Origin of the sequence: Pedobacter ghigonis, assembly GCF_903166585.1 — a bacterium.
GTDB classification, from domain to species: Bacteria; Bacteroidota; Bacteroidia; order Sphingobacteriales; family Sphingobacteriaceae; genus Pedobacter; species Pedobacter ghigonis.
Genome location: NZ_CAESCM010000023.1, coordinates 16,075 through 36,021, shown reverse-complemented (window position 1 = coordinate 36,021; position 19,947 = coordinate 16,075). Strand labels below are relative to the sequence as shown.

At 42.7% G+C, this 19,947-nt stretch carries 17 protein-coding genes; 10 read left to right on the top strand and 7 right to left on the bottom strand.

Annotated elements, in window-relative coordinates:
* Positions 1–11: 11 nt before the first annotated feature.
* A complete protein-coding gene (locus HWV58_RS23120) occupies positions 12–1,679 on the bottom strand; it encodes a molybdopterin-dependent oxidoreductase (RefSeq protein WP_175636379.1) in 1,668 nt (555 codons plus the stop codon).
* A gap of 217 nt (positions 1,680–1,896) precedes the next feature.
* On the opposite strand from HWV58_RS23120, the gene HWV58_RS23115 reads away from it, so the two are divergent.
* Entirely contained in the window at positions 1,897–2,187 is a 291-nt protein-coding gene (locus tag HWV58_RS23115; RefSeq protein ID WP_175636378.1) for a helix-turn-helix domain-containing protein, read from the top strand.
* 49 nt (positions 2,188–2,236) lie between these two features.
* Here HWV58_RS23115 and HWV58_RS23110 read toward each other — a convergent pair whose 3' ends face one another.
* The 3 genes from HWV58_RS23110 to HWV58_RS23100 all read right to left on the bottom strand — a co-directional run bounded on the left by HWV58_RS23110 (position 2,237) and on the right by HWV58_RS23100 (position 4,782).
* A complete protein-coding gene (locus HWV58_RS23110; RefSeq protein WP_175636377.1) occupies positions 2,237–2,590 on the bottom strand; it encodes a hypothetical protein in 354 nt (117 codons plus the stop codon).
* Positions 2,591–2,655: 65 nt separating this feature from the next.
* The gene (locus HWV58_RS23105) at positions 2,656–2,889 is read right to left on the bottom strand and encodes a hypothetical protein (RefSeq protein ID WP_175636376.1); all 234 of its coding nucleotides are present in this window, start codon (positions 2,887–2,889) and stop codon (positions 2,656–2,658) included.
* A gap of 21 nt (positions 2,890–2,910) precedes the next feature.
* Positions 2,911–4,782, bottom strand: a complete 1,872-nt coding sequence (locus HWV58_RS23100; protein WP_175636375.1) for a chloride channel protein — start codon at positions 4,780–4,782, stop codon at positions 2,911–2,913.
* 189 nt (positions 4,783–4,971) lie between these two features.
* Between HWV58_RS23100 and HWV58_RS23095 the strand changes: the two genes are divergently transcribed.
* From HWV58_RS23095 to HWV58_RS23085, 3 genes are all read left to right on the top strand, one after another.
* Positions 4,972–5,673, top strand: a complete 702-nt coding sequence (locus tag HWV58_RS23095; RefSeq protein WP_175636374.1) for a Crp/Fnr family transcriptional regulator — start codon at positions 4,972–4,974, stop codon at positions 5,671–5,673.
* 204 nt (positions 5,674–5,877) lie between these two features.
* Positions 5,878–7,404 carry a PAS domain S-box protein gene (locus HWV58_RS23090; RefSeq protein WP_175636373.1) on the top strand — a complete coding sequence of 509 codons (1,527 nt, stop codon included), beginning with the start codon at positions 5,878–5,880 and terminating at the stop codon, positions 7,402–7,404.
* A 496-nt stretch (positions 7,405–7,900) separates the two neighbouring features.
* Positions 7,901–8,977 carry an RICIN domain-containing protein gene (locus HWV58_RS23085; RefSeq protein WP_175636372.1) on the top strand — a complete coding sequence of 359 codons (1,077 nt, stop codon included), beginning with the start codon at positions 7,901–7,903 and terminating at the stop codon, positions 8,975–8,977.
* 205 nt (positions 8,978–9,182) lie between these two features.
* Here the strand turns inward: HWV58_RS23085 and HWV58_RS23080 are convergent, their stop codons facing one another.
* Both HWV58_RS23080 and HWV58_RS23075 read right to left on the bottom strand, forming a co-directional pair.
* Positions 9,183–9,704 carry a hypothetical protein gene (locus HWV58_RS23080; RefSeq protein WP_217707060.1) on the bottom strand — a complete coding sequence of 174 codons (522 nt, stop codon included), beginning with the start codon at positions 9,702–9,704 and terminating at the stop codon, positions 9,183–9,185.
* 28 nt (positions 9,705–9,732) lie between these two features.
* The gene (locus tag HWV58_RS23075) at positions 9,733–10,530 is read right to left on the bottom strand and encodes a DUF4382 domain-containing protein (protein WP_175636371.1); all 798 of its coding nucleotides are present in this window, start codon (positions 10,528–10,530) and stop codon (positions 9,733–9,735) included.
* Between the two features lie 184 nt (positions 10,531–10,714).
* Between HWV58_RS23075 and HWV58_RS23070 the strand changes: the two genes are divergently transcribed.
* From HWV58_RS23070 to HWV58_RS23055, 4 genes are read left to right on the top strand one after another with little or no spacing between them, the layout of a single operon-like run.
* On the top strand, positions 10,715–10,999 hold the full coding sequence (locus HWV58_RS23070; protein WP_175636370.1) for a hypothetical protein: 285 nt from the start codon (positions 10,715–10,717) through the stop codon (positions 10,997–10,999).
* 11 nt (positions 11,000–11,010) lie between these two features.
* A complete protein-coding gene (locus HWV58_RS23065) occupies positions 11,011–11,856 on the top strand; it encodes a hypothetical protein (RefSeq protein WP_175636369.1) in 846 nt (281 codons plus the stop codon).
* A 3-nt stretch (positions 11,857–11,859) separates the two neighbouring features.
* Positions 11,860–12,534, top strand: coding sequence for a response regulator transcription factor (locus tag HWV58_RS23060; RefSeq protein WP_175636368.1), 675 nt, complete (start codon positions 11,860–11,862; stop codon positions 12,532–12,534).
* The gene (locus HWV58_RS23055) at positions 12,535–13,845 is read left to right on the top strand and encodes a sensor histidine kinase (RefSeq protein ID WP_175636367.1); all 1,311 of its coding nucleotides are present in this window, start codon (positions 12,535–12,537) and stop codon (positions 13,843–13,845) included. It begins immediately after the preceding gene.
* 35 nt (positions 13,846–13,880) lie between these two features.
* Here the strand turns inward: HWV58_RS23055 and HWV58_RS23050 are convergent, their stop codons facing one another.
* On the bottom strand, positions 13,881–15,533 hold the full coding sequence (locus HWV58_RS23050) for an FAD-dependent oxidoreductase (RefSeq protein WP_175636366.1): 1,653 nt from the start codon (positions 15,531–15,533) through the stop codon (positions 13,881–13,883).
* Positions 15,534–15,707: 174 nt separating this feature from the next.
* On the opposite strand from HWV58_RS23050, the gene HWV58_RS23045 reads away from it, so the two are divergent.
* Together HWV58_RS23045 and HWV58_RS23040 are read left to right on the top strand one after the other, a co-directional pair.
* Positions 15,708–16,340: a class I SAM-dependent DNA methyltransferase gene (locus HWV58_RS23045; RefSeq protein ID WP_175636365.1), complete on the top strand. Its 633-nt coding sequence runs from the start codon at positions 15,708–15,710 to the stop codon at positions 16,338–16,340.
* A 300-nt stretch (positions 16,341–16,640) separates the two neighbouring features.
* Positions 16,641–19,946: a SusC/RagA family TonB-linked outer membrane protein gene (locus HWV58_RS23040; RefSeq protein ID WP_175636364.1), complete on the top strand. Its 3,306-nt coding sequence runs from the start codon at positions 16,641–16,643 to the stop codon at positions 19,944–19,946.
* Position 19,947: the final 1 nt, after the last annotated feature.

Genomic DNA, 19,947 nt, shown 5'->3' with positions numbered 1-19,947 from the left:
ATTGTACAGATTTAGGTGTTGGCCAGTAAATCGAAATATTCGTCGTCTTCGTTCTTACCGCCGTACCCCTTACCTACTGTAGTGTGCGAAGTAACAAAATCTATCCGGGCAATCCATTTTACCATTTTATAGCCCAGTTGGTTTTCTACCCGCAAGCGTAAAGGAGCGCCATAAAGTTCGGTCAAGGGTTCGTAATTCATTTCCCAGGCCAGTAAAGCACCCGGTTTCTGGCAATTATCGAGGGTGTGCGTATCGTAATAATCTCCGCCATACAAACCTTCGCCAAAAGAATAAAATACAACAGTTTTAACGGATGGATGCGGCTTTACTGTTGCAATAAGCTTGCTCATGGGTAAACCGCCCCACTCTGCTATGCCCGACCAGCCCTGAATGCAATGGTGCATGGTAATGTTTTCATCCTGCCCTAAAGCTTTTAGTTCTTCCAGCGAAAAATCCATTGGGTTTTCTACCAGTCCACCAACTTTAAGCTTAAAATCATGAAAGTTATTGGCAGCAAGCGCTTTCCATTCAGCCGATTCGGGTACTTTACCATTGGCCCAAAAGTAAGGGGTTATATCCTCCTTGCGATAGGTTAGTTTAGGTTTCAACTTGTTAATGGTTTTCTCCCAAAGTGTGCCGTTAATTATCGATTGTAACCTTTGCAGCAGCCTTGGCTTATGCCAGGAGAGCCAATGGGCAAATACCGCAAACAAAACCAGAAAAACAAGGAAGCCAATGCCAAAGTATAAACCCGTCCGATCGGTTTCGCTATCGCTACCCTGAACAATGTGGTTCATGTTTCTAACCAACCCGGTTGCCACCACCATGGCCACATGCACCACCAGAAAGGCCAGGTAAGCCAGCATCACCAGAAAGTGAACAGAGCGCGCGCCCTGACGGTTAATAAAAATCTTTGGAAACCAATGAAAACGATTTTCGATGGCGGGCGACATTGCCATCCCACTGAGCATAGCGATAGGTGCCAGCAAGAACAGCACGGCAAAATAAGATATTTGCTGCAGGGCGTTATACTGATAAAATCCGTTCGGCTCTATGGGCATATTGAAAGTAGCATAGTGCACAAATACACTCCACGAATCGGGAATAATGCTCCACGAGGTCGGCACCAGTTTACGCCACTGATCGGTTGAAAAGAGCAAAACGATAAATATAACGCCATTTAACAAGAAAAATGGCACATTGATAAAATGCCAGCAACGCGCTAAACCAACAGTATGCCTGTACCCGGGTAAGCCCAATACCGGGCTAATATAACGGGCATCTTCTTTAGCCGTCCACACCTTCCCTGCCGGAATGTTTAATGGCGTAAATTTGGCCCATTCAGAACCCGGTGTGCAACTGTTGTTAAAATATAAACGCGGATGATCGGCCAATATAGAAAGACCACTCCTGATAATGGTAATTAAGAAAAAGAAATTTACCCAATGGCTTAGCCTTAGCCACCAAGGAAAGCCCACAGCAAGCTTTTCATGAGGTATAGGGCTTAGTGCCGGATCCGCTGGCAGGCCCCATATTAAGTATTGTAACCAGGCAAGGCCCATTGTTGCCATTAATACAATAGCTAAAATATACCATACCTGTGGTTTTAATCCAATAAAAGTTCGTCGATCCGCGGGGTAGTGAACGGCTTGTTCTGCGGCTGAAAAATTCGGGACCATGGGCGCAATTTTAAGAGAAAGAAACGTTTTTTATGAATGTAGCGCCTGCCAGGCTTAAAACAGCTATTTCACAATCATTGCTAATCGCAGGCAGGTTAAAACCTGAAATTAACTAAATAAATCAGATATCTCCGTATTTACCAGTCGAAAAATGGAAAAAGCATGGTAATGATTGGCTGAGGATCGTTAAATTTGCCGCCTGAATAAACCGGCTGTTATGGGCTGGAAAACCAATTATTACGATTATAGAATGGAAGAAAACGATTTTGTTGCTATCTGGCTGGAAGAAACCGGAAACCCTGCTATCGAACGCTTATCGCAGCTAAACCTTGCTGTTGCGGCAAAAACTGCAGCCGCAATTGCCAATAATGAGTTATCAGAACAAGACCTGGCTATTGCCCTGGATGTTAATCCCGATGAAATTAAAAGATGGCTTTCGGGCAGACATACCTTTAGCATGACGATTATTACTGAAATCGCTGCAAAACTGGAGGTGCTTCCGGAGTAAATCCGAAAACACCTGAGCAGTATAGGCATTAAGGCCAATAGCAGGATAACTAACCTGCCTTTGAACCGAAAAGAAATGTTTTGGTTGCTTGCAGCATTTTTGAAAAGCTAACTAAAATCTCATCAACTGTCCAATAGCGTTGCTGTTCAGCGTTTAGCAACTGGATCCCTTTTAAACCAAAGGGCTTGGTCGTAATCGCCAGCACCCTGATCCGGGTTTCTTCTCCATCGTTGTAAACCCTGCAGGATAGCTCTTCATCAATATGATATTCAATATCCGTTGGCCAGGGCCCAGCCACACCCCAGGCCGCAGTGTGGTCATCATCAGGGCTAAAGGTTAAAGTATATCCTTTGGCTTTGAGTTGCACTATGGCTTCTTCAAGCGCATTATTCTCCGCTATCATATCATTTGGGCTGATTAATACTTTGTAAACCTGTTAATTGAAAGTTGCAAATAGCCCCATCACGATTAGGCTATCCTCGATTTTTTCTGGTGCCAGGTAGCAATATTAAAAATAAACCCCAGCGCAATCAGCAAGCCTCCGGTAAACTCTGGCCAGGGAAACGAGCGGATTCCATTGATATTGATGGTCCAGGGGTGAGAATCTACCGGATTGATCGCATTGAGCGGTCCGCCCGTTAATAAGGTAACCAGCAGCAACACCAGGCCGCCTGCCATCAGGTAATAACTTGTCTTTTTCATAACTTTAATTAAATAATACCATTAAACTCTTCGGTCGGCCATCATTTTTTTACCCTTCACAATCATCTTTTTGGCTTGCCTGTCCATCGAAAGGTTTCTGCCAACCCTGCTCTCCTTTTCCTGATTTGTACTGTAGGCCCTCACGATATCTTTATAACTTAACAATCCCTCGAACGATGTACCATCTCTACCACTAACTACTGCCACAAAATCGTTTCCGGAGCTGTGCATCAATTCTAATGCTTTTCTAACGGGTTCATTTCCTTTAATCTGCTCATCCCCTGATCTGATAATAGCCGTGATACTTGCCATATCTTCTTTCACCCATTGAAAAATATCCAGCACGGAAATGGTACCCAGGTAAGCTCCTGCCGTATCGCGAACGGCGTACTGGTTTTCTTTAGGCGGATTTGCCACAAAATATTTCCGCACCTCGGCAATGGTATTATACGAACTGATAAAAACCGGATTACGGTCCATCACTTCCGTAACACGCAATTTCAACAACAAATCTGGTTCATAACTATCTGGTGTATGGATTCCCCTGCGGGCAATTTTTTCGGTCATGATGGTATTCTTCATTAAAAACACTGAAACGAGATAAGCGCCAGAACAGGCTCCAAGCAATGGCAGCAGCCCTTGTATTTGCTGGGTCGATTCGAGCGCAAAAAGAATACTGGTTAAATAAGCCCGCGAAGCACCTGCAAACATGGCCGACATGCCCACCAACGCCGACATCGGAATACTTATAGCTAAAGCTGGAAAAGCAGCATGCAGCAGGTAACCCAATGCTGCGCCGGTTGCACCACCAATGGTCATTAAAGGTGCAAGTGTTCCGCCCGAAGTTCCGCTACCCAAGGCAATGGCCCATGAAATAAATTTAAACAGGCACAAGGAAAGAATAACCGAGATAGAGAGCTGCCCGCTTAAGAGCGAAATGATATTATCGTAACCTACACCCAATGTGCGGGGGGCAAAATACCCCACAACACCAACTGCCAGACCACCTATTGCCGGCCACCACGTCCAGTGTATAGGCAAATGCTCAAAGGCATCCTCTATAAAATAAACCACTTTGGTAAGCCCCAGTGATGCGAGCCCTACAAGAATCCCGATGAGACTGTAAATACCCAATGCTGCATTTGACGGCGCGGAAAGCACTGGCATGGGAAACACAGGTCCAGCTTCGAAAAGCAGATGGTGTCCTGCCGCTCCTGTGATACAGGCAAGTGCCACTGGTATAATTGCCCTCGGAGAAAATTCGAACAATAACAGTTCGATGGCAAGAAATACCGCGGCCAGCGGTGTACCAAAAATGGCCGACATACCCGCAGTTGCCCCTGCAGCGAGGATAATTTTGCGTTCAACAGGGCTTACAGTAAACAACTGTCCCAGCGTAGAGCCCAATGCACCACCGGTAGCTATAATTGGTCCTTCGGCACCAAATGGCCCGCCCGTACCTATTGCAATTGCAGAAGATACTGGTTTTAATATGGCTATAGAAGGTTTTATTTTACTTTGGTTCGTTAGTACCTGCTCCATGGCTTCAGGTATACCGTGCCCCCTAATTGCTTTCGACCCATAGAAGGCCATAAAGCCTACTATTACCCCGCCAATAACCGGAACGATGATTACCAGTAAACCAAGGTGATGATCGGCAGGACTATGAAAACTGAAATCGAACTGCTGGTAAAAAGAGATGTTGGTTACCAGATTAATTAGCGACACCAGCACTTTTGCGATGAAAGAAATTCCGATAGCTACACCAACCGAAAGCATTGATATAAATAGAAGGCGCTTTTTTGAGTTCTTCTCTTTGTGCTTACCCATTTTAAACTTACCGAAAATGCCTAGCGCCGGCGCTATCGGTATGATATTTTTTGTCTTATTCATTTCATTATTTGAGAATGACACAAAAGTAGAAATAAAAAAGCAAAAGTAAAGCATAAAATATATTTTAAACAATATTTAAATCGATTAATATAGCTAATAAACATAAAATAATATATTTTATAATATATTTATAAATATCTCAGGCAACTTGATTAATAATCGTATTTTTGCCTCGGTAAGAACCTGACGATGAAAGAATGCAACAATGCCTGTGACCTCAATCGCTGCTATCTGTGCAGCCGCATAATAGCAGACTGGCTGCCTGCGGTTGCCCAGCAGAAAAAAAACTTCCAGATCAAAAAAGGCGAACAGCTTTTTTCAGAAGGTGATGTGGTAAACGGTATCTTTTTTGTTTACTCAGGAACAATCAAAGTACACAAGAAGTGGGATAATGAAAAGGAACTGATTATACGCTTTGCCCGATCAGGCGATGTAATTGGCCACCTTGGACTAGGGAAAAACCCCGTTTATCCGGTTTCAGCTACTGCACTCGAAGAGGCAACAGTCTGTTTTATCGACCTCCAGTTTTTTAGATCGAGCCTGCGCGTTAACCCTGATTTTACCTACGAGCTTATGCATTTCTTTGCTGCTGAACTTCAGGAATCGCATAAGCGGATGCGCAATCTGGCCCACATGTCGGTAAAAGGGAGAATTGCTAACGCTATCTTATCTTTACAAACTCAGTTCGGCACCGATACCTCGGGCGCTATAGATATTGATATCTCCCGTCAGGATGTAGCTTCCTACTCAGGGACCACCTATGAAACACTTTTCAAGATTTTTACTGAATTTACTAAAGGTGGTAAAATTTTGGCTCAGGGCAAACGGATCACCATTCTGGACACCCCCTTCCTTCAGCAAACGGTAGCAGCTGATAACCAGAAAAACTGACCTAAGGATTTTAAGAGAAAGCATTAAAAAGGATAAACTTTTACTCAAAAAACGAGGTACCCGGCCTTAAATTTCTTCGAAAGCACCTGAACGCGTAGCATTTTCGTTACAACCCAGTGAAATCACCCGATTTTTTACGGTCATTATCATAACAAGCCAACTGACCATATAAATATTACCTATATTGTTTGCTCATAACATCGCATGACAGAATCTAATGATATTGCCGCAGTAATAGGTGAACTGGAAAAACTTGCATTAGATCTCAATCTCAACAAAGATCAGTTGCAGCGTTTAAATGCGGTATTAAAAACTGCCGAAGAAAAGAACGCTATACTTCAATCTATTAACGAATCTTCGGATGATGCCATCATCAGTAAAAACCTGGATGGGGTTATTACCAGCTGGAACAGTTCAGCATCGCGCATCTTTGGCTATACTGCCGAAGAAATGATTGGCGTTTCTATACTCAGGCTTATTCCGGCCGATCTGCTGCATGAAGAAACCGAAATCATTTCGAAACTGCATCAACGGATCAAGATCAATCATTTTGAAACCAGGCGTACGCGCAAAGATGGCAGTCTGGTTGATGTATCACTTACCATATCCCCCATTCTAAATTCGAAAGGGGAAATTGTTGGGGTATCGAAAATTGCACGCGATATTACAGAACGCAGATCGGCAGAGGTGAACAGTAAAAGGCTGAGCGCCATAATCGAATCATCAGACGATGCGATTATTAGTAAAGACCTGAACAGTATGGTAACCAGCTGGAACGAATCGGCTGTGCGGATATTTGGTTACAGTGCCGAAGAGATGATTGGACAATCAATTCTCAAAATCATACCTCAAGACCGACTGGATGAAGAACCCAAAATCCTTTCTCAGCTTAGTCAGGGCATACGTGTAGATCATTTCGAAACCATACGCCGCCGTAAGGATGGCAGACTGATAGACGTATCCTTAACCATCTCGCCCATTAAAGACAGCACAGGCAAGGTAATCGGCCTCTCTAAAATTGCCAGAGATATTACCGAAAAAAAACAGGCGGATAAGAAAAAGGAAGAATTTATCGGTCTGGTAAGTCATGAGCTGAAAACACCACTTACCTCTTTACGTTCTTATGTACAGGTTGCCTTGTTTAAAGCCAGGAAAGAAAACAACGACTTTATTGATAAAGCGCTTTCCAAAGCTGAACTGCAAACTAAAAAAATGGAAAATATGATCAGGGATTTCCTGAACATTTCGCGCATGGAGGATGGGCAGTTAAAGCTAAACTTAAACTCTTTCGATTTATCAGCACTGATTAACAATTGTATAGCCGACGCTACCATAACCACATCCAAACATCATTTCAGCTATTTTGGCGAACAACAGGCATTGGCAATCGGCGATGCTGAAAAAATTTCGCTGGTGCTGATTAACCTCATTAGCAATGCCATAAAGTATTCGCCTGATGGTGGAGAAATAAGTATTAGCTGCAAAAAACAGGATAACGCACTTATCGTGAGCGTGAAAGACAATGGAATCGGGATCTCTAAAGAAGACCAGAAACACCTGTTCCAAAAATTTTACCGGATACAAACCGCGGAAACCAGAACCATTAGTGGTTTTGGAATCGGACTTTACCTGGTCTATACCATCCTCGAACTCCATGGCGGCCGCATTGAACTGGAAAGCGGCAGCGGAAAGGGATCCACATTCTCGTTCAGGCTTAAAGCGCTGGATTAATTTTTAATGATTGATTTCAAAATAAGAGCGCGCTTGGCGTAGCTAATACATTCAAAAATTATTCATTTTCTGTGAAGCACTCAATATGATACTGTAAAACAGTAAAATATAAGAGTTTGCCCCCTCATTTTTATCAAATCCCCCCTCACTTAACGCATCGTTTTTGTAGTTAATTTGCTCAAACCAGATATAACAAAAAATACATGTTCATTACTAGGGAGCTAAACGCTTGTGGCATTTGATCATGTATTCTTTTAAAGAATCATCCTTTAAAACAGCAAAAACCTACCTATGAAAAAACTAAATTATACGCTAAAATCTCTTACCGGAAACTACTGGTACTTAAACATTTGGCTACTGCAGCTCAAATCCCCTAAACTGTCATTATAGTCTTTTTGATAAGCATAGAAGGATTCGGTTTAACCGGGCGTATGCCTTCTTTAAATTAACCAAACGGGCATTTTATACGCATGCTCACTCATCCCTACTTAACATTATGAAAACTAAACCTTCTATCTTACGTTCAGCCAGCGCGCTTATGCTTGGTATCCTGCTATTTTCGGGCGGCTGTAAAAAAAATGATCTTCCCGATGCCAGCCCCAGCGAAACGCTTTCCATAAAGGGCAAACTGGGAGCCATACCACCTAACGAACCACAACTTACGGTGGCTAATGGTACCTTTTATATTGTAAACCGCAAAAGCGGCAAGGTGCTCGATGTAGGTGCATTTCAAACCGCCGACGGTTCTAATGTTTCTCAATATGCCGGTACAGGCGGCACCAACCAAAAATGGACGCTAACCGCACTTTCGGGTGGTTATTATTCGGTTATTGGTGTACACAGTTCAAAGGCGCTCCAGGTAGACCAGGCTGGCACAGCCGATGGCGATAACGTAAACATCTCTACCAATACTGGCGCCAACAACCAGCAATGGCAATTTACCTCAATCGGCAACGGCTACTACCGCATTATTAACCGAAACAGTGGTAAAGACCTCGATGTTGCCGGTCAATCTATTGATAATGGTGCCAATGTAGACCAATGGACTTATTGGGGAGGCGAAAATCAGCAATGGTCGTTATTAACGGTTAATGCCGGCGGTCAGTTAAGCTGGACGCTCACCAGTACAGGCGTACCAGCTGATGTGGTTACCCGCATTACCAATGCCATGAACGATGCCTGCGCCAGGTATAATGCTGGTGCAAACTGGCCTTCGCGTACCCTTACTGTACAATACAATACTGGTGTAGCTACGGCCGACGGCAGCACAAACGGCAACATTCGCTTTGGAGCAAATACCAGCTATCAAAACGTTCGTACAGCCATGCACGAAATTGCACATACTTATGGCGTAGGCCTTAGTGGCGGTTGGACAACCAATACCTCAACAGGCGATTTCCTTGGAGCCAATACGGTGGCACTGGTTAAAATTTTTGACGGTACCAGCGGCGCTATACATACCGGAGGTGGTCATTTTTGGCCATACGGCTTAAACTACGATAATGAATGGAGCGAAACAAACGCTTTCAGGCATGTAAAATTAGTTTATGCCATGCGCTCAGACGGCATGTAACTACAGTCCTATTTTTAACAGACTATAATGTTATCGCTTATCAAAAAAAACGGGGTGTCCATATTTTTTGGGCATCCTGGTTTTAGTTGCTATTAATCACTAAAGTTCTAAATCGGCGAAACCATTTGCACCAGGGCAACAAAAAAAGAATAAAAAAAAGAAACCCTCCAAAATTGGAGGGTTTCTTTTTAGATAACACAAACAACTAATGCTTTCCTTTTCCATTACCGTGGCCATTTCCCTTGCCATTACCATTATGTTTCATCTTCATCGGCTTATCTTTTTGACCGGAAGCATACCCACGGTACTGCGGGCCCGCATCAGCATGGCTACCGCTATATTTCCTGCCTTTGCTTTTTGCAATGAACGATTGACCATGGTTACCTTTAAACTTAGCATACTTCACCTTGTGCGTAGTAAAATAGCGGTATGGTTGGGGCGAATTGATTACAACTTTGTATCCGTCGTATAAATCATATCCACGATACCTGGGCGGTAATGACAGGGAGAAAACCCAGCCACCAGTTCCCAAATAAATAAACTGTTTTTTCGGCACATAGTAATAACTCTCTATGTCGGGTAAGTAATAGTAATCAACATAATCGTACCCCGATGGCCCCCATTGTGGCTGCGCACCAATATTTATATTTACACTTACCTGTGCTTTAGTCTGGAAAGAGATGCTGGTACCCGTTACGAGTAACAACAACAGGATTAACTTTTTCATCTGTTTAATATTTAGATGGTAATTATTTTTACTGTTTTAAGGTAATGGTACCCAGCGCAGTGTTTTGTCCGAGGGCAACCTTTACAGCTGTAACCGTACTATCTTTATAACCTGCAACCGGTGCAAATTTAACCGAGTATGTACCGGCGGCTAAACCACCAACTGTAAATTTACCGCTTAAGGGATCTGCAACAGTACCTACAGTATCAGTGCCGGCAATAACCAATACCTCCGGATGACTGGCTAAAGGCAAAACGGTTCCTGAAATTAGGCCTGTAGTTGCAGCAGCTACCCCACGCACTACCGGTTTTAATAAATACTTACCATTTCCTGTACTTACAATTGATTTAGCTGCATCAAAGTCTAACAACAAAGTGTAGGCAGAACCCTCAACCAAATTAGGGTTTGCAGTTAGTTTCACCTTCCAGCCCGATGTTTGGGCACTTGGTGTTTTAAGCTCTTGCTGAATGCCATTTACCACAATAGTATTTCCGGTTTCATTCAGTACCAGTCTGATTTCTGTAATTTCGCCGGCTGGCATTTCGCCCGAGGCTACTAAAATATCTGGATTGCTTGTACCAATGCGAAAATCGAGGATATCGAATATTCCGGTACTTGCCGCAAAAACATAAGGTTTATCTCCCGATACCAGCACAATTTCTTTTACACTTAAATTAATCTTATCGAAATTACCCGGAGCATCAGTCATTTTAATCTGAACTTTAGTAGTCCCCTCTCCCGATCCATTTTTCTTACAGCCATTAAAAGCAATCATGCCTGCTATTACCAGGACTATCCAAATGCTATTCACAAATTTTGTTTTCATAATGTATAGATTTTATTCCTCAAAGTTGAAAGCCGAAGATGAAACCAACATGAAATTTTAAAATTATTTTTTTCATCTTATTTTCATGTTGGCCATTTACATTTGAAGCAATAAGTGCCATTGTTATGATGGTTTTTGGTAAGAGTTTACCCTCTTGTAGGGTAAACTTTTTTATATTTATAAAATGAAGCGATTTACCTTCCTTTTCTGCCTGGCCTTTCTGATCTGCAGCCACACTTTTGCGTTGCAAAAAGATACATTATCGGCAAGCCTGCTAACAATTAAACAAGATCACGAACAGGAAAACGTAAAGCAAAACAATAAACCAGACCAGAAACAACAGCAGCCAGAACCGGCTAAAATTAAAGAAGTACCAAAAGCCAGAAGGCAGCTAAAACCGATGGCCGTTAAGCCTAATGTAAAAGTTAAACCAATTAAAATTATTAAACCAAAAATTAAAAGACCTTAGGGGATAAATATATGAACATCCGTCTCTTAATTATCTGCTCGTTTTTGGTTACTGCTAAAGTTCAGGCCCAGCAAGATTCGACTAAAGCTACACTTACCCTTGCTACCATGTACAACAGCAATATTAATTATTACGGACAGGTAACAGCCGAAAAATATCCTTATGCTTTATTTAATGCCACATTAAGATTTCCCAGTGGTTTATACTTTACGGGTGGTGGTTATAAACTTTTAAATTATGGTTCGGGCATATCGGAAACAGATTTGGGCATTGGTTACGACCACGATTTTAATGACAAGCTTAGCGCAGGTTTAGCTTACTCTCATTCCTTTTTTCCTGCCAGCTCGCCTTTGCTGCAAGCCTCCAACAGCAATAATATTAATGCTTCTGGAGCCTATATATGGCCCTGGTTTAAAACCGACCTTAGTCTCGATTTTGCATTCGGGAAGCAGCGCGATATATTTCTCAGCTTTGGAAACTCAAAAGAAATTGAGCTAGGCACCATTTTCAACGAAAAAAACTTAATTTCAATAAGCCCGGCCATCGAAATTACCGCTGGTACTACGCGCTTTTACGAAAGTTACATTATCGAAAAAAGCAAAAGGCAAAATTCAAATGGCAATGGGAAAAGCGGTTCGGCACCTGGCATTACCAAGGGGAATACCACCGAGATTGTCGAAAATTCGGTCAATCAATTCAAATTATTGGCCTATAACTTTAAATTCCCCCTAAACTTTAGCCGCGGAAATTTCCTGGCCGAAGCCAGCTATCAGTTTTCTATATTAGGAAACAGCAAAGAAGAAGATGTAAAGCATCAGCAATCTTTTTTTGGCCTTGCAGCTTATTATCAGTTTTAAAATATGAAGGTATTAATCGTAGAAGATGAAAAAACACTGGCTTTTGAGATGGAGAAATTCCTCAAAAAGGCGTTTTTTCTGTGCGATCTTGCCCATAGTTTTAACCAGGGCGTAGAAAAGCTGGAGATTAACCAATATGATTATGTGCTGATCGATTTGGGGTTGCCAGACGGAGATGGTTTCGATTTGCTGCAAAAGGCAAAGAAAAGCAATCCCGATGCGGCCTATATCATCCTTACAGCCCGGGGCAAGCTCGAAGACCGGGTTGCCGGACTGGATATGGGCGCAGACGATTACCTGGCCAAACCTTTTTTCCTGCCCGAGCTCCAATCGCGCATGCAGGCCATTGCCCGGCGAAAATTTAAAGTTTCGGAAGAGCTGCTGCCGCTGGGAAATTTCAATATCGATCTCCAGAAGCGCTTTGTTTTCTTTGAAGAAGAACAGATCGAACTCTCGCGCAAGGAATTTGATTTATTAAGTTATTTGTTACTTCACAAAAACAGGGTGCTTACCCGGATTCAATTAAGCGAACACATCTGGGGAACCTTTACAGACGGAGATTACGATTCCAATTATATTGATGCCCACATTAAAAATATCAGGAAAAAATTAAACATTTACGCCCCAACCGAATGGTTAGAAACAGTAAGGGGTGTTGGCTATAGAATTAAAAAGTAATTGAAACTTTCTACAAAACTTACTTTATTTATTACCGGTTCTAAACTCGCCATTGTAGGACTGTTTATTCTGTTGCTTCCCTTTTTAATTGGGCAGGTTGCTTCCAGTTACACCAATTTTTCGCTCAAAAACCAGCGAAAGAAAGTGATCCAGAACATCAACAACAAAGGTTTGGATTATTATCTCGAAGGCCAGGATAGCTACGGCAGTTATACCATGCTTAAAGATGAGTACATTGCACTCGAAATTGCAGCACCAAACCTTAAGCTGGATACCATCAGGGATACCAGACGTATTGTAGAACAGGATACGCTGGCTTACCGGGTATTAAGCTTTACCTTTACCAAAGGTCAGAAAAATTACCTGCTTGAAATTGGCAAAACCACTGCCAGCATTAACCTCTATAACGATGCATTGCAACGTTTTGCCCTTTACGTACTGATTATTCTGATTGCCCTTAGTATCATCATCGACCTGATATTTACCCGTCGGCTGATTAACCCATTGGGACAAATTATTAAGCTGAGGCTGGCCAACACCCGCTTCCCTTTTAAACGAAACCAGCAAGCCATTAAAACCAATACACACGATTTCAAATACCTCGATCAATCGCTCATTTCCTTAATGAACCAGATTAACGAGGCTTTTGAAAAAGAACGCGAGTTTACCGCCAATGCTTCGCATGAATTTATGACCCCCATCAGTATCTTACAAAACAAGATGGAAAACTTGCTAACGGAGGATATTGAACCAGAAGCAATACAGGAGCATATTGTGGATATGATGAGAACGCTTGAAAGGTTAAAAAAGATTTCGCGCTCACTCCTCCTGATTTCGCGAATAGAAAATGAACAGTTTTCGAAGCAGGAACAAATAGAACCACTCAAACTGATTAACGAAATTGTGGAGGAAATAGGCCATCGTTTAGAAGAAAAAAACATTCGCATGGACATTGATCTCAAGCACAACAAAACGCTTAATCAAATGAACCACGACCTGCTGTTTCAACTGTTTTACAATTTAATTAATAATGCAATTAAGTTTAACCAGGAAAACGGACACATCCGTATTGCCGATCATTTTGAAAAAGGCAAATACATTATCCAGGTAAACAACAGCGGGCAAGGCATACAAACCTCAGAAATTCCGTTCATTTTTGACCGTTTCAAAAAAACAGGTCATGCAGAAAACACGGGCTACGGCCTTGGGCTTGCCATTGTAAAAAGCATTGCCAGTTATTTAAACCTGAGCATTGCAGTTACATCGATACCCGGGCAGGAAACGAGTTTCAATATCACGTTTCATAATTAATAGCAATAGCCATTCGCAATGCCTGTTGCTGAGGTTTAATCGCCCAATACCAAATGCTGTTTCTGGTTGAGCAGCATCTTTTTTAATACATCATAATCGATATCCTGTACGGCTTTACCCCCATCAATAGCCAGAGCCGCGGCGGTTGCTGCCGATTCGCCCAATATCATAAATACAGGCTCCATTCGTACCGAACCATAAGCAATGTGCGAAGCAGATAAACATACCGGTACCAAAAGATTCTGACATTCTTTTTTGGCTGGCACAATAGACTGGTAGGCAATGCTGTAAGGTTTTGGTGCCTTTACGCCGATATCACCTTCATTCTGAACAAAGCCTTCGGCTGTAACGTAACGCTGAACATTATGCGAATCGAGCGAATAAGAGCCCATCCCCACGGGATTGGGAACAGTTTTTTTGCCTAGTACTTCATTTTCGGTCATTACAAAATCGCTGATCATTCTTCTGGCTTCGCGCACATAAAGCTGGTATGGCCAGTTGTTGTTATCTTTAAACTCGTCTTTTGCCAATCCCCAGTTTTTTAACTGTTCTCTGATTTGCAGGGGCATACGTTGATCGTTAGCCATAAAATACATGAGGCCTTTCTGGTAGTCTTCGTGTGCTTTAATAATCTGCTTCCTTTTTTCGTACGAAGCTTCCGGATAGTCGTAATTCATCCCGATAAAGTCGGTACTGAAAGGGCCATGGTTATTGGTATCTGTTTTGCGGTTGGGAATCGGATCATATTTATTAAAGAGCTCATTCCAGCCAGCGTTAAAAACCCTTAACAGCAATTCGTAATCCATCGGATTGTAATGATCTGGCCTGGGGAAAGCAATCCTGTTTTCGGGTTGATCGGTTAAGCACATCCGGTAACAATAGGCCTGTATTTTTTGATCGGCTGAACCATTCTCTCCCGGCAGGTTAGTAGAAATACCATTTAAAATTCCGCTGTTTTTATCACCGGCAACACGATAGGGATCTATTTTATTCTTGAAATGATGGCCATGCTGAAAAACAAGTGCCTGCACGCCGTTCCATTGTTCTGAATAGGTGCTATTGGCTTCCCTTCCTACGTGATAAGTTACTTTAGCTGCTGCCATTAAATCACCTTCATAACTGGCATCTATAAATATTTTGGCAGCAAACTTTTTCCCAGACAGTGTAGTCAGTTTAACAATCTTTCCTGCTTTCATCTCCAATCCTGATTTTCTATCCAGCCACTCATTCCGGTAAATTTTCAGGTGATTTTCCTTAACCATTTCTTCCATAATCTGCTCGGCTACATGAGGCTCAAAAACCCACATCGTCCGTTCCTTACCATCAATGGCCGGCGTGCCCTGCCCTTTATTGCCATAAGCAGCTTGTGCCTGCCAGTTCCATGCACTGGCTTTTTGATAATGCTGGTAAACCCTTGCATAAAATGTTCGGGCCAGCCCACCAATAACCGATTTATCGCCGGTATCGGTAAAGCCCAAACCTGATGAAGAAAGTCCTCCCAGATGGGTATCAGGAGAAACAACCAGTACACTTTTACCCAGCTTGGCGGCCTGTACTGCGGCAATAATTCCGGCCGAGGTTCCGCCGTAAATAACGATGTCAGCGTTGTACTCCCGGGCTTTCTGCTGTGCAAATGTGAATAATGTACAGTGGAGTAAAAATATACCGGCTAAAATTTTTCTGATCATGGGTTTATAAAAGGTTAGGTTTACGCTAATCCGGCAGGTTAACATGCCGCCATTCATTTGGGTTTAACGTTTTAGCTAAGATAGTTATCCAGATAACAAAAAACGGTTATCCTGCTATTTTTCATAACTTTATGTAAATGGTTGCAAATATGGCAGGCTAAATAACTCATGATCATGAAAACACTAAAACCTGAGGAGGCTTTTGATAAATCGGCTAAAATATATGCCCATAAGTTTATGAATGTTAGCTTGTATGCCGAACCGTTTAAAACGTTTTGCGATAACATTAAGACCGAAGATGCCAGTATATTGGATATTGCCTGTGGTCCCGGAAACATTAGCAAATATTTGCTTGAGCTGAAACCTGCTTACCGGATTTTGGGAATCGATCTTTCGCCAAATATGCTCGAACTTGCCCAAATCAACAATCCAACAGCACAATTTCTGCTCATGGACTGCCGTGAAATTGCTACGCTCGAACAAAAGTTTGACGGCATTACCTGTGGCTTTTGCCTGCCCTACCTAACACGCCAAGAAGCTATCGATTTGATTGTAAATGTATCGGCATTATTAAATCCAGGTGGTGTTTTCTATTTAAGCACCATGGAGGAAGATGAAAACAACAAATCCAGGCACCAAATATCCAGTACCGGCGACCGCGTGTTCGTGCATTATCATCGCGAAGATTATTTATCACAAGCCCTTATTCAAAGCGGGTTCGAAACCCTAAGCATAGAACGCTATAGCGCTCCTGATAAAGATGGACTAATCATTACCGATCTCGTTTTCGTTTGTAAACTTAAGTAAGTTTATTTTTAGCTCCCCGATTCATCACCATAACACCTCACATTACAACCCGCCATTAAAAAACACCTTAAAAGCTATTGTATTTTTGCACTATTTTAACCTGCAAACAAAAAATCTATTGCCTTTTGTATCAAAACTCCCCGCCTTTAACAAAAACAATACAAAGCACACCGAAAACAGTCGTCAAAAGTTAAAGTAAATTAATATTGGGTTTATATAGGCCCTCTAGCTTTGCGCCATTGTAAAGGAACCACAGAAACTTGCTAAAACGCTTTAGTTTCAAAACTAATTATTAAGCTAATGAAAAAAAACTTAACAGCCATGCTGAGGGCGGTGCTGTTTGCTTCGGCAACTGCATTACTTACCACAGCACCCGGCGCACCTGTCATAGCCATGGCGAATCTACCCAATCATCCTGTTGCTTTAAAAAACCAGGAGCAAGGAACAATTAGTGGTAAGGTGGTTGATGAGAAGGGCGATCCCCTTCCCGGCGCCAGCATCCTCGTAAAAGAATTAAACAAAGTTGCGCAAACCAATCCGGATGGAAGCTTTAAATTGAGTGTTCCAACAGGCACTTATACCATCCAGATCAGTTTTATCTCTTATACCACGGTTACTTTGGGTAAAGTGCAGGTAAAAGCAAGCGAAAACGCTCCTTTAAATGTAACCCTAAAAGGTGAATCGGGGAGTTTGAATGAGGTGCTTGTTGTGGGTTACGGAACCCAGAAAAGGGAAAACGCCACGGGTGCTGTAGATCAGATTACCGCGAAAAAATTAGAAAACAGACCCATTACCAACCTTACACAGGGTTTACAAGGTTTACTTCCCAACCTGAATTTGAAAATGATGGACGGAAAGCCTACACAGTCGCCAAGTTACAATATCCGTGGTACTACTTCAATCGGGCAAGGTGGTAGCGCTTTAATCCTGATTGATGGATTTGAAGGCGATCCAAGCTTACTTAACCCCAACGATGTGGAAAGTGTTTCCATCTTAAAAGATGCAGCCTCAGCCGCCATTTATGGTGCAAGAGGGGTATTTGGTGTGGTGCTCATTACCACTAAAAAAGCCGAAAAAGGCCGTACCAGCGTAGCTTTCTCAACCAACTATGCCATTAAAAACCCCTTACAGGTTCCTGATTTTGTAACCGATGGTTATACCTGGGCTAAGATGTTTGCAGAAGCTTTTGTAAACGGTGATGGCGCTTTTCCGCAGAATGCAAATAAAACACAGAAATTTTCGCAGGCCTATCTTGATGAATTCAAAAAAAGATCAGAATCGGGTCAGCCTTACAACCAGATAGAAATAAACCCTACCACAGGCGAGTATACCTATTATGGAAGTACCGATTACTATGCCGAACTGTACAAAAAAAATACTGCAGCTACCGAAAATAACCTTTCGGTAAGCGGTGGCAGCGATAAAGCATCGTTTCTGGTATCGGGGCGTTTCCTTAACCAGGATGGTTTATTCAGGTACAACACCGACGATTACGACATGAAAAACATCCGTGCAAGAGGCTCGGTTCAGGTTTTTCCGTGGTTAAGCATTGAAAATAACGCCGATTACTCGGTGATGAATTACCACAACCCGATCAATGTTGGTGAAGGAGGTGGAATCTGGAGAAATATTGCCGACGAAGGTAAACCTACCATGCCGATTTTCAATCCGGATGGTTCATTAACTTTTGCTGCAGCTTACACAGTGGGCGATTTTATTTATGGAAAGAACGGCATCGATACCCGTCGCCAGGTTTTTAGAAATATAACAGGTTTGAGAACCAATTTCTTCAACAACAAGTTTAGGGTAAATGCCGATTTTACTTTCCGCAATACCAATAACAACATCGAGCAGAAAAGGGTTCAGGTTCCATACAGCAATACCCGCGGGGTTACCGCCTTTGTTGGTACCACCACCAACGATCTGTTGTTCGATCAGCGCGAAACCCAGTATCTGGCAACCAATATTTACGCCGAATACGAAAACAGGTTTGGTACCGACCATTACCTGAAAGCTATGGCGGGGTACAACTACGAACAATCTACCTATAACCGCATTGCAGTACAACGAAACGGAATTATTTTCGAAGATGCAACAGATTTAAACCTGGCACTTGGCCAGTCTATCACTACCGGTGGTGGTTACGAGCAATGGGCCATCCTGGGTGGTTTCTCGAGGTTAAATTATACTTTTAAAGACCGTTACCTCTTAGAAGTTAATGCCCGTTACGATGGTTCTTCTAAATTCCCTGCCGATCAGCGCTATGGCTTCTTCCCTTCTGTTTCGGCCGGATGGAGAATTAACAAAGAACCATTCTGGGGAGTTTCTGATAAGCTGATTTCAGATTTAAAATTAAGGGCTTCTTACGGTTCGCTTGGAAACGGTAACATCGCATCTTATGCCTTTCAGGAAATCTTTAACATCAGCCAGTCGGGCGTTATCTTAAACGGTGTTAGACCACAAACCACGCGCATCCCGAATGTACTTCCCGATGGATTAACCTGGGAAACTTCGACCACCACCAACTTTGGTCTCGATTTAACCATGCTTTCGGGCAGGTTGAGCTTTACCGGCGATGCCTACATCCGCAAAACAACTGATATGTTTACTTTCGGTTTAACGCCACCTGCTGTTTTCGGAGCCGATGTACCCAAAGGAAATTATGCCAACTTAACTACGCGTGGCTGGGAGCTTTCGTTAACCTGGAACGATAAAATAGGAAAATCGAAGCCTTTCAATTACAATGTAAGATTGACTTTATCGGATAGCAAAACCAAAATAGACAAATACAATAACCCCGATAAATTGCTGAGCGATTATTACGAAGGGCAAACGCTGGGCGAAATATGGGGCTACGAAACCGAAGGTTTCTTTATCGACGATGCAGACATTGCTTCACATGCCAAACAAGATCCGCAAATGAGGGCCTCGCCTACCGGTAAATGGTTCCCCGGCGATATTAAACTAAAAGACCTGAACGGCGATGGCTTTATCAATGTGGGCGAAAACAAGGTAGGCAAATCGGGTGACCGGAGAATTATCGGAAATTCTGCTCCCAGATACCTGTATGGTGTAAGCCTTGGTGCCGACTGGCATAACTTTTCTTTCTCTGTTTTCTTTCAGGGAGTTGGCAAACAGCAATGGTACCCGAGCACCGAAACAGAAATGTTCTGGGGACAGTACAACAGGCCATACAACAATATCCCAACCTTCCATTTGGGCAACATGTGGACACCAGACAATACCGATGCTTATTTCCCGAGAACAATGTCGAGGGCAGCATCGAGCAATACCAACCGTACATTGGGTGTGGCGCAAACCCGTTACCTGCAAAATGTGGCCTATCTCCGCATGAAAAACCTGCAGTTTGGCTATTCATTGCCGGGCAAATGGATAAACCGCATTGGTGTGCGCAGTGCCAAAATATTTTTCTCGGGCGAGAACCTGTTTACCTATTCGCCAATGTATAAAATAGTTAAACATACCATCGATGTTGAAAATGCTGTGCCTTCCGATCAGGATTTGAACGCAGGCAGCACAAACGGAGATGGTTACAATTATCCTTTAATGAAGAGCTACTCTCTGGGATTGAACATTGGATTATAAA

Coding starts and splice junctions, on each gene's coding strand:
- HWV58_RS23120 (WP_175636379.1), bottom strand. CDS start 1,679: ATGGTCCCGAATTTTTCAGCCGCAGAACAAGCCGTTCACTACCCCGCG.
- HWV58_RS23115 (WP_175636378.1), top strand. CDS start 1,897: ATGGGCTGGAAAACCAATTATTACGATTATAGAATGGAAGAAAACGAT.
- HWV58_RS23110 (WP_175636377.1), bottom strand. CDS start 2,590: ATGATAGCGGAGAATAATGCGCTTGAAGAAGCCATAGTGCAACTCAAA.
- HWV58_RS23105 (WP_175636376.1), bottom strand. CDS start 2,889: ATGAAAAAGACAAGTTATTACCTGATGGCAGGCGGCCTGGTGTTGCTG.
- HWV58_RS23100 (WP_175636375.1), bottom strand. CDS start 4,782: ATGAATAAGACAAAAAATATCATACCGATAGCGCCGGCGCTAGGCATT.
- HWV58_RS23095 (WP_175636374.1), top strand. CDS start 4,972: ATGAAAGAATGCAACAATGCCTGTGACCTCAATCGCTGCTATCTGTGC.
- HWV58_RS23090 (WP_175636373.1), top strand. CDS start 5,878: ATGACAGAATCTAATGATATTGCCGCAGTAATAGGTGAACTGGAAAAA.
- HWV58_RS23085 (WP_175636372.1), top strand. CDS start 7,901: ATGAAAACTAAACCTTCTATCTTACGTTCAGCCAGCGCGCTTATGCTT.
- HWV58_RS23080 (WP_217707060.1), bottom strand. CDS start 9,704: ATGAAAAAGTTAATCCTGTTGTTGTTACTCGTAACGGGTACCAGCATC.
- HWV58_RS23075 (WP_175636371.1), bottom strand. CDS start 10,530: ATGAAAACAAAATTTGTGAATAGCATTTGGATAGTCCTGGTAATAGCA.
- HWV58_RS23070 (WP_175636370.1), top strand. CDS start 10,715: ATGAAGCGATTTACCTTCCTTTTCTGCCTGGCCTTTCTGATCTGCAGC.
- HWV58_RS23065 (WP_175636369.1), top strand. CDS start 11,011: ATGAACATCCGTCTCTTAATTATCTGCTCGTTTTTGGTTACTGCTAAA.
- HWV58_RS23060 (WP_175636368.1), top strand. CDS start 11,860: ATGAAGGTATTAATCGTAGAAGATGAAAAAACACTGGCTTTTGAGATG.
- HWV58_RS23050 (WP_175636366.1), bottom strand. CDS start 15,533: ATGATCAGAAAAATTTTAGCCGGTATATTTTTACTCCACTGTACATTA.
- HWV58_RS23045 (WP_175636365.1), top strand. CDS start 15,708: ATGAAAACACTAAAACCTGAGGAGGCTTTTGATAAATCGGCTAAAATA.
- HWV58_RS23040 (WP_175636364.1), top strand. CDS start 16,641: ATGAAAAAAAACTTAACAGCCATGCTGAGGGCGGTGCTGTTTGCTTCG.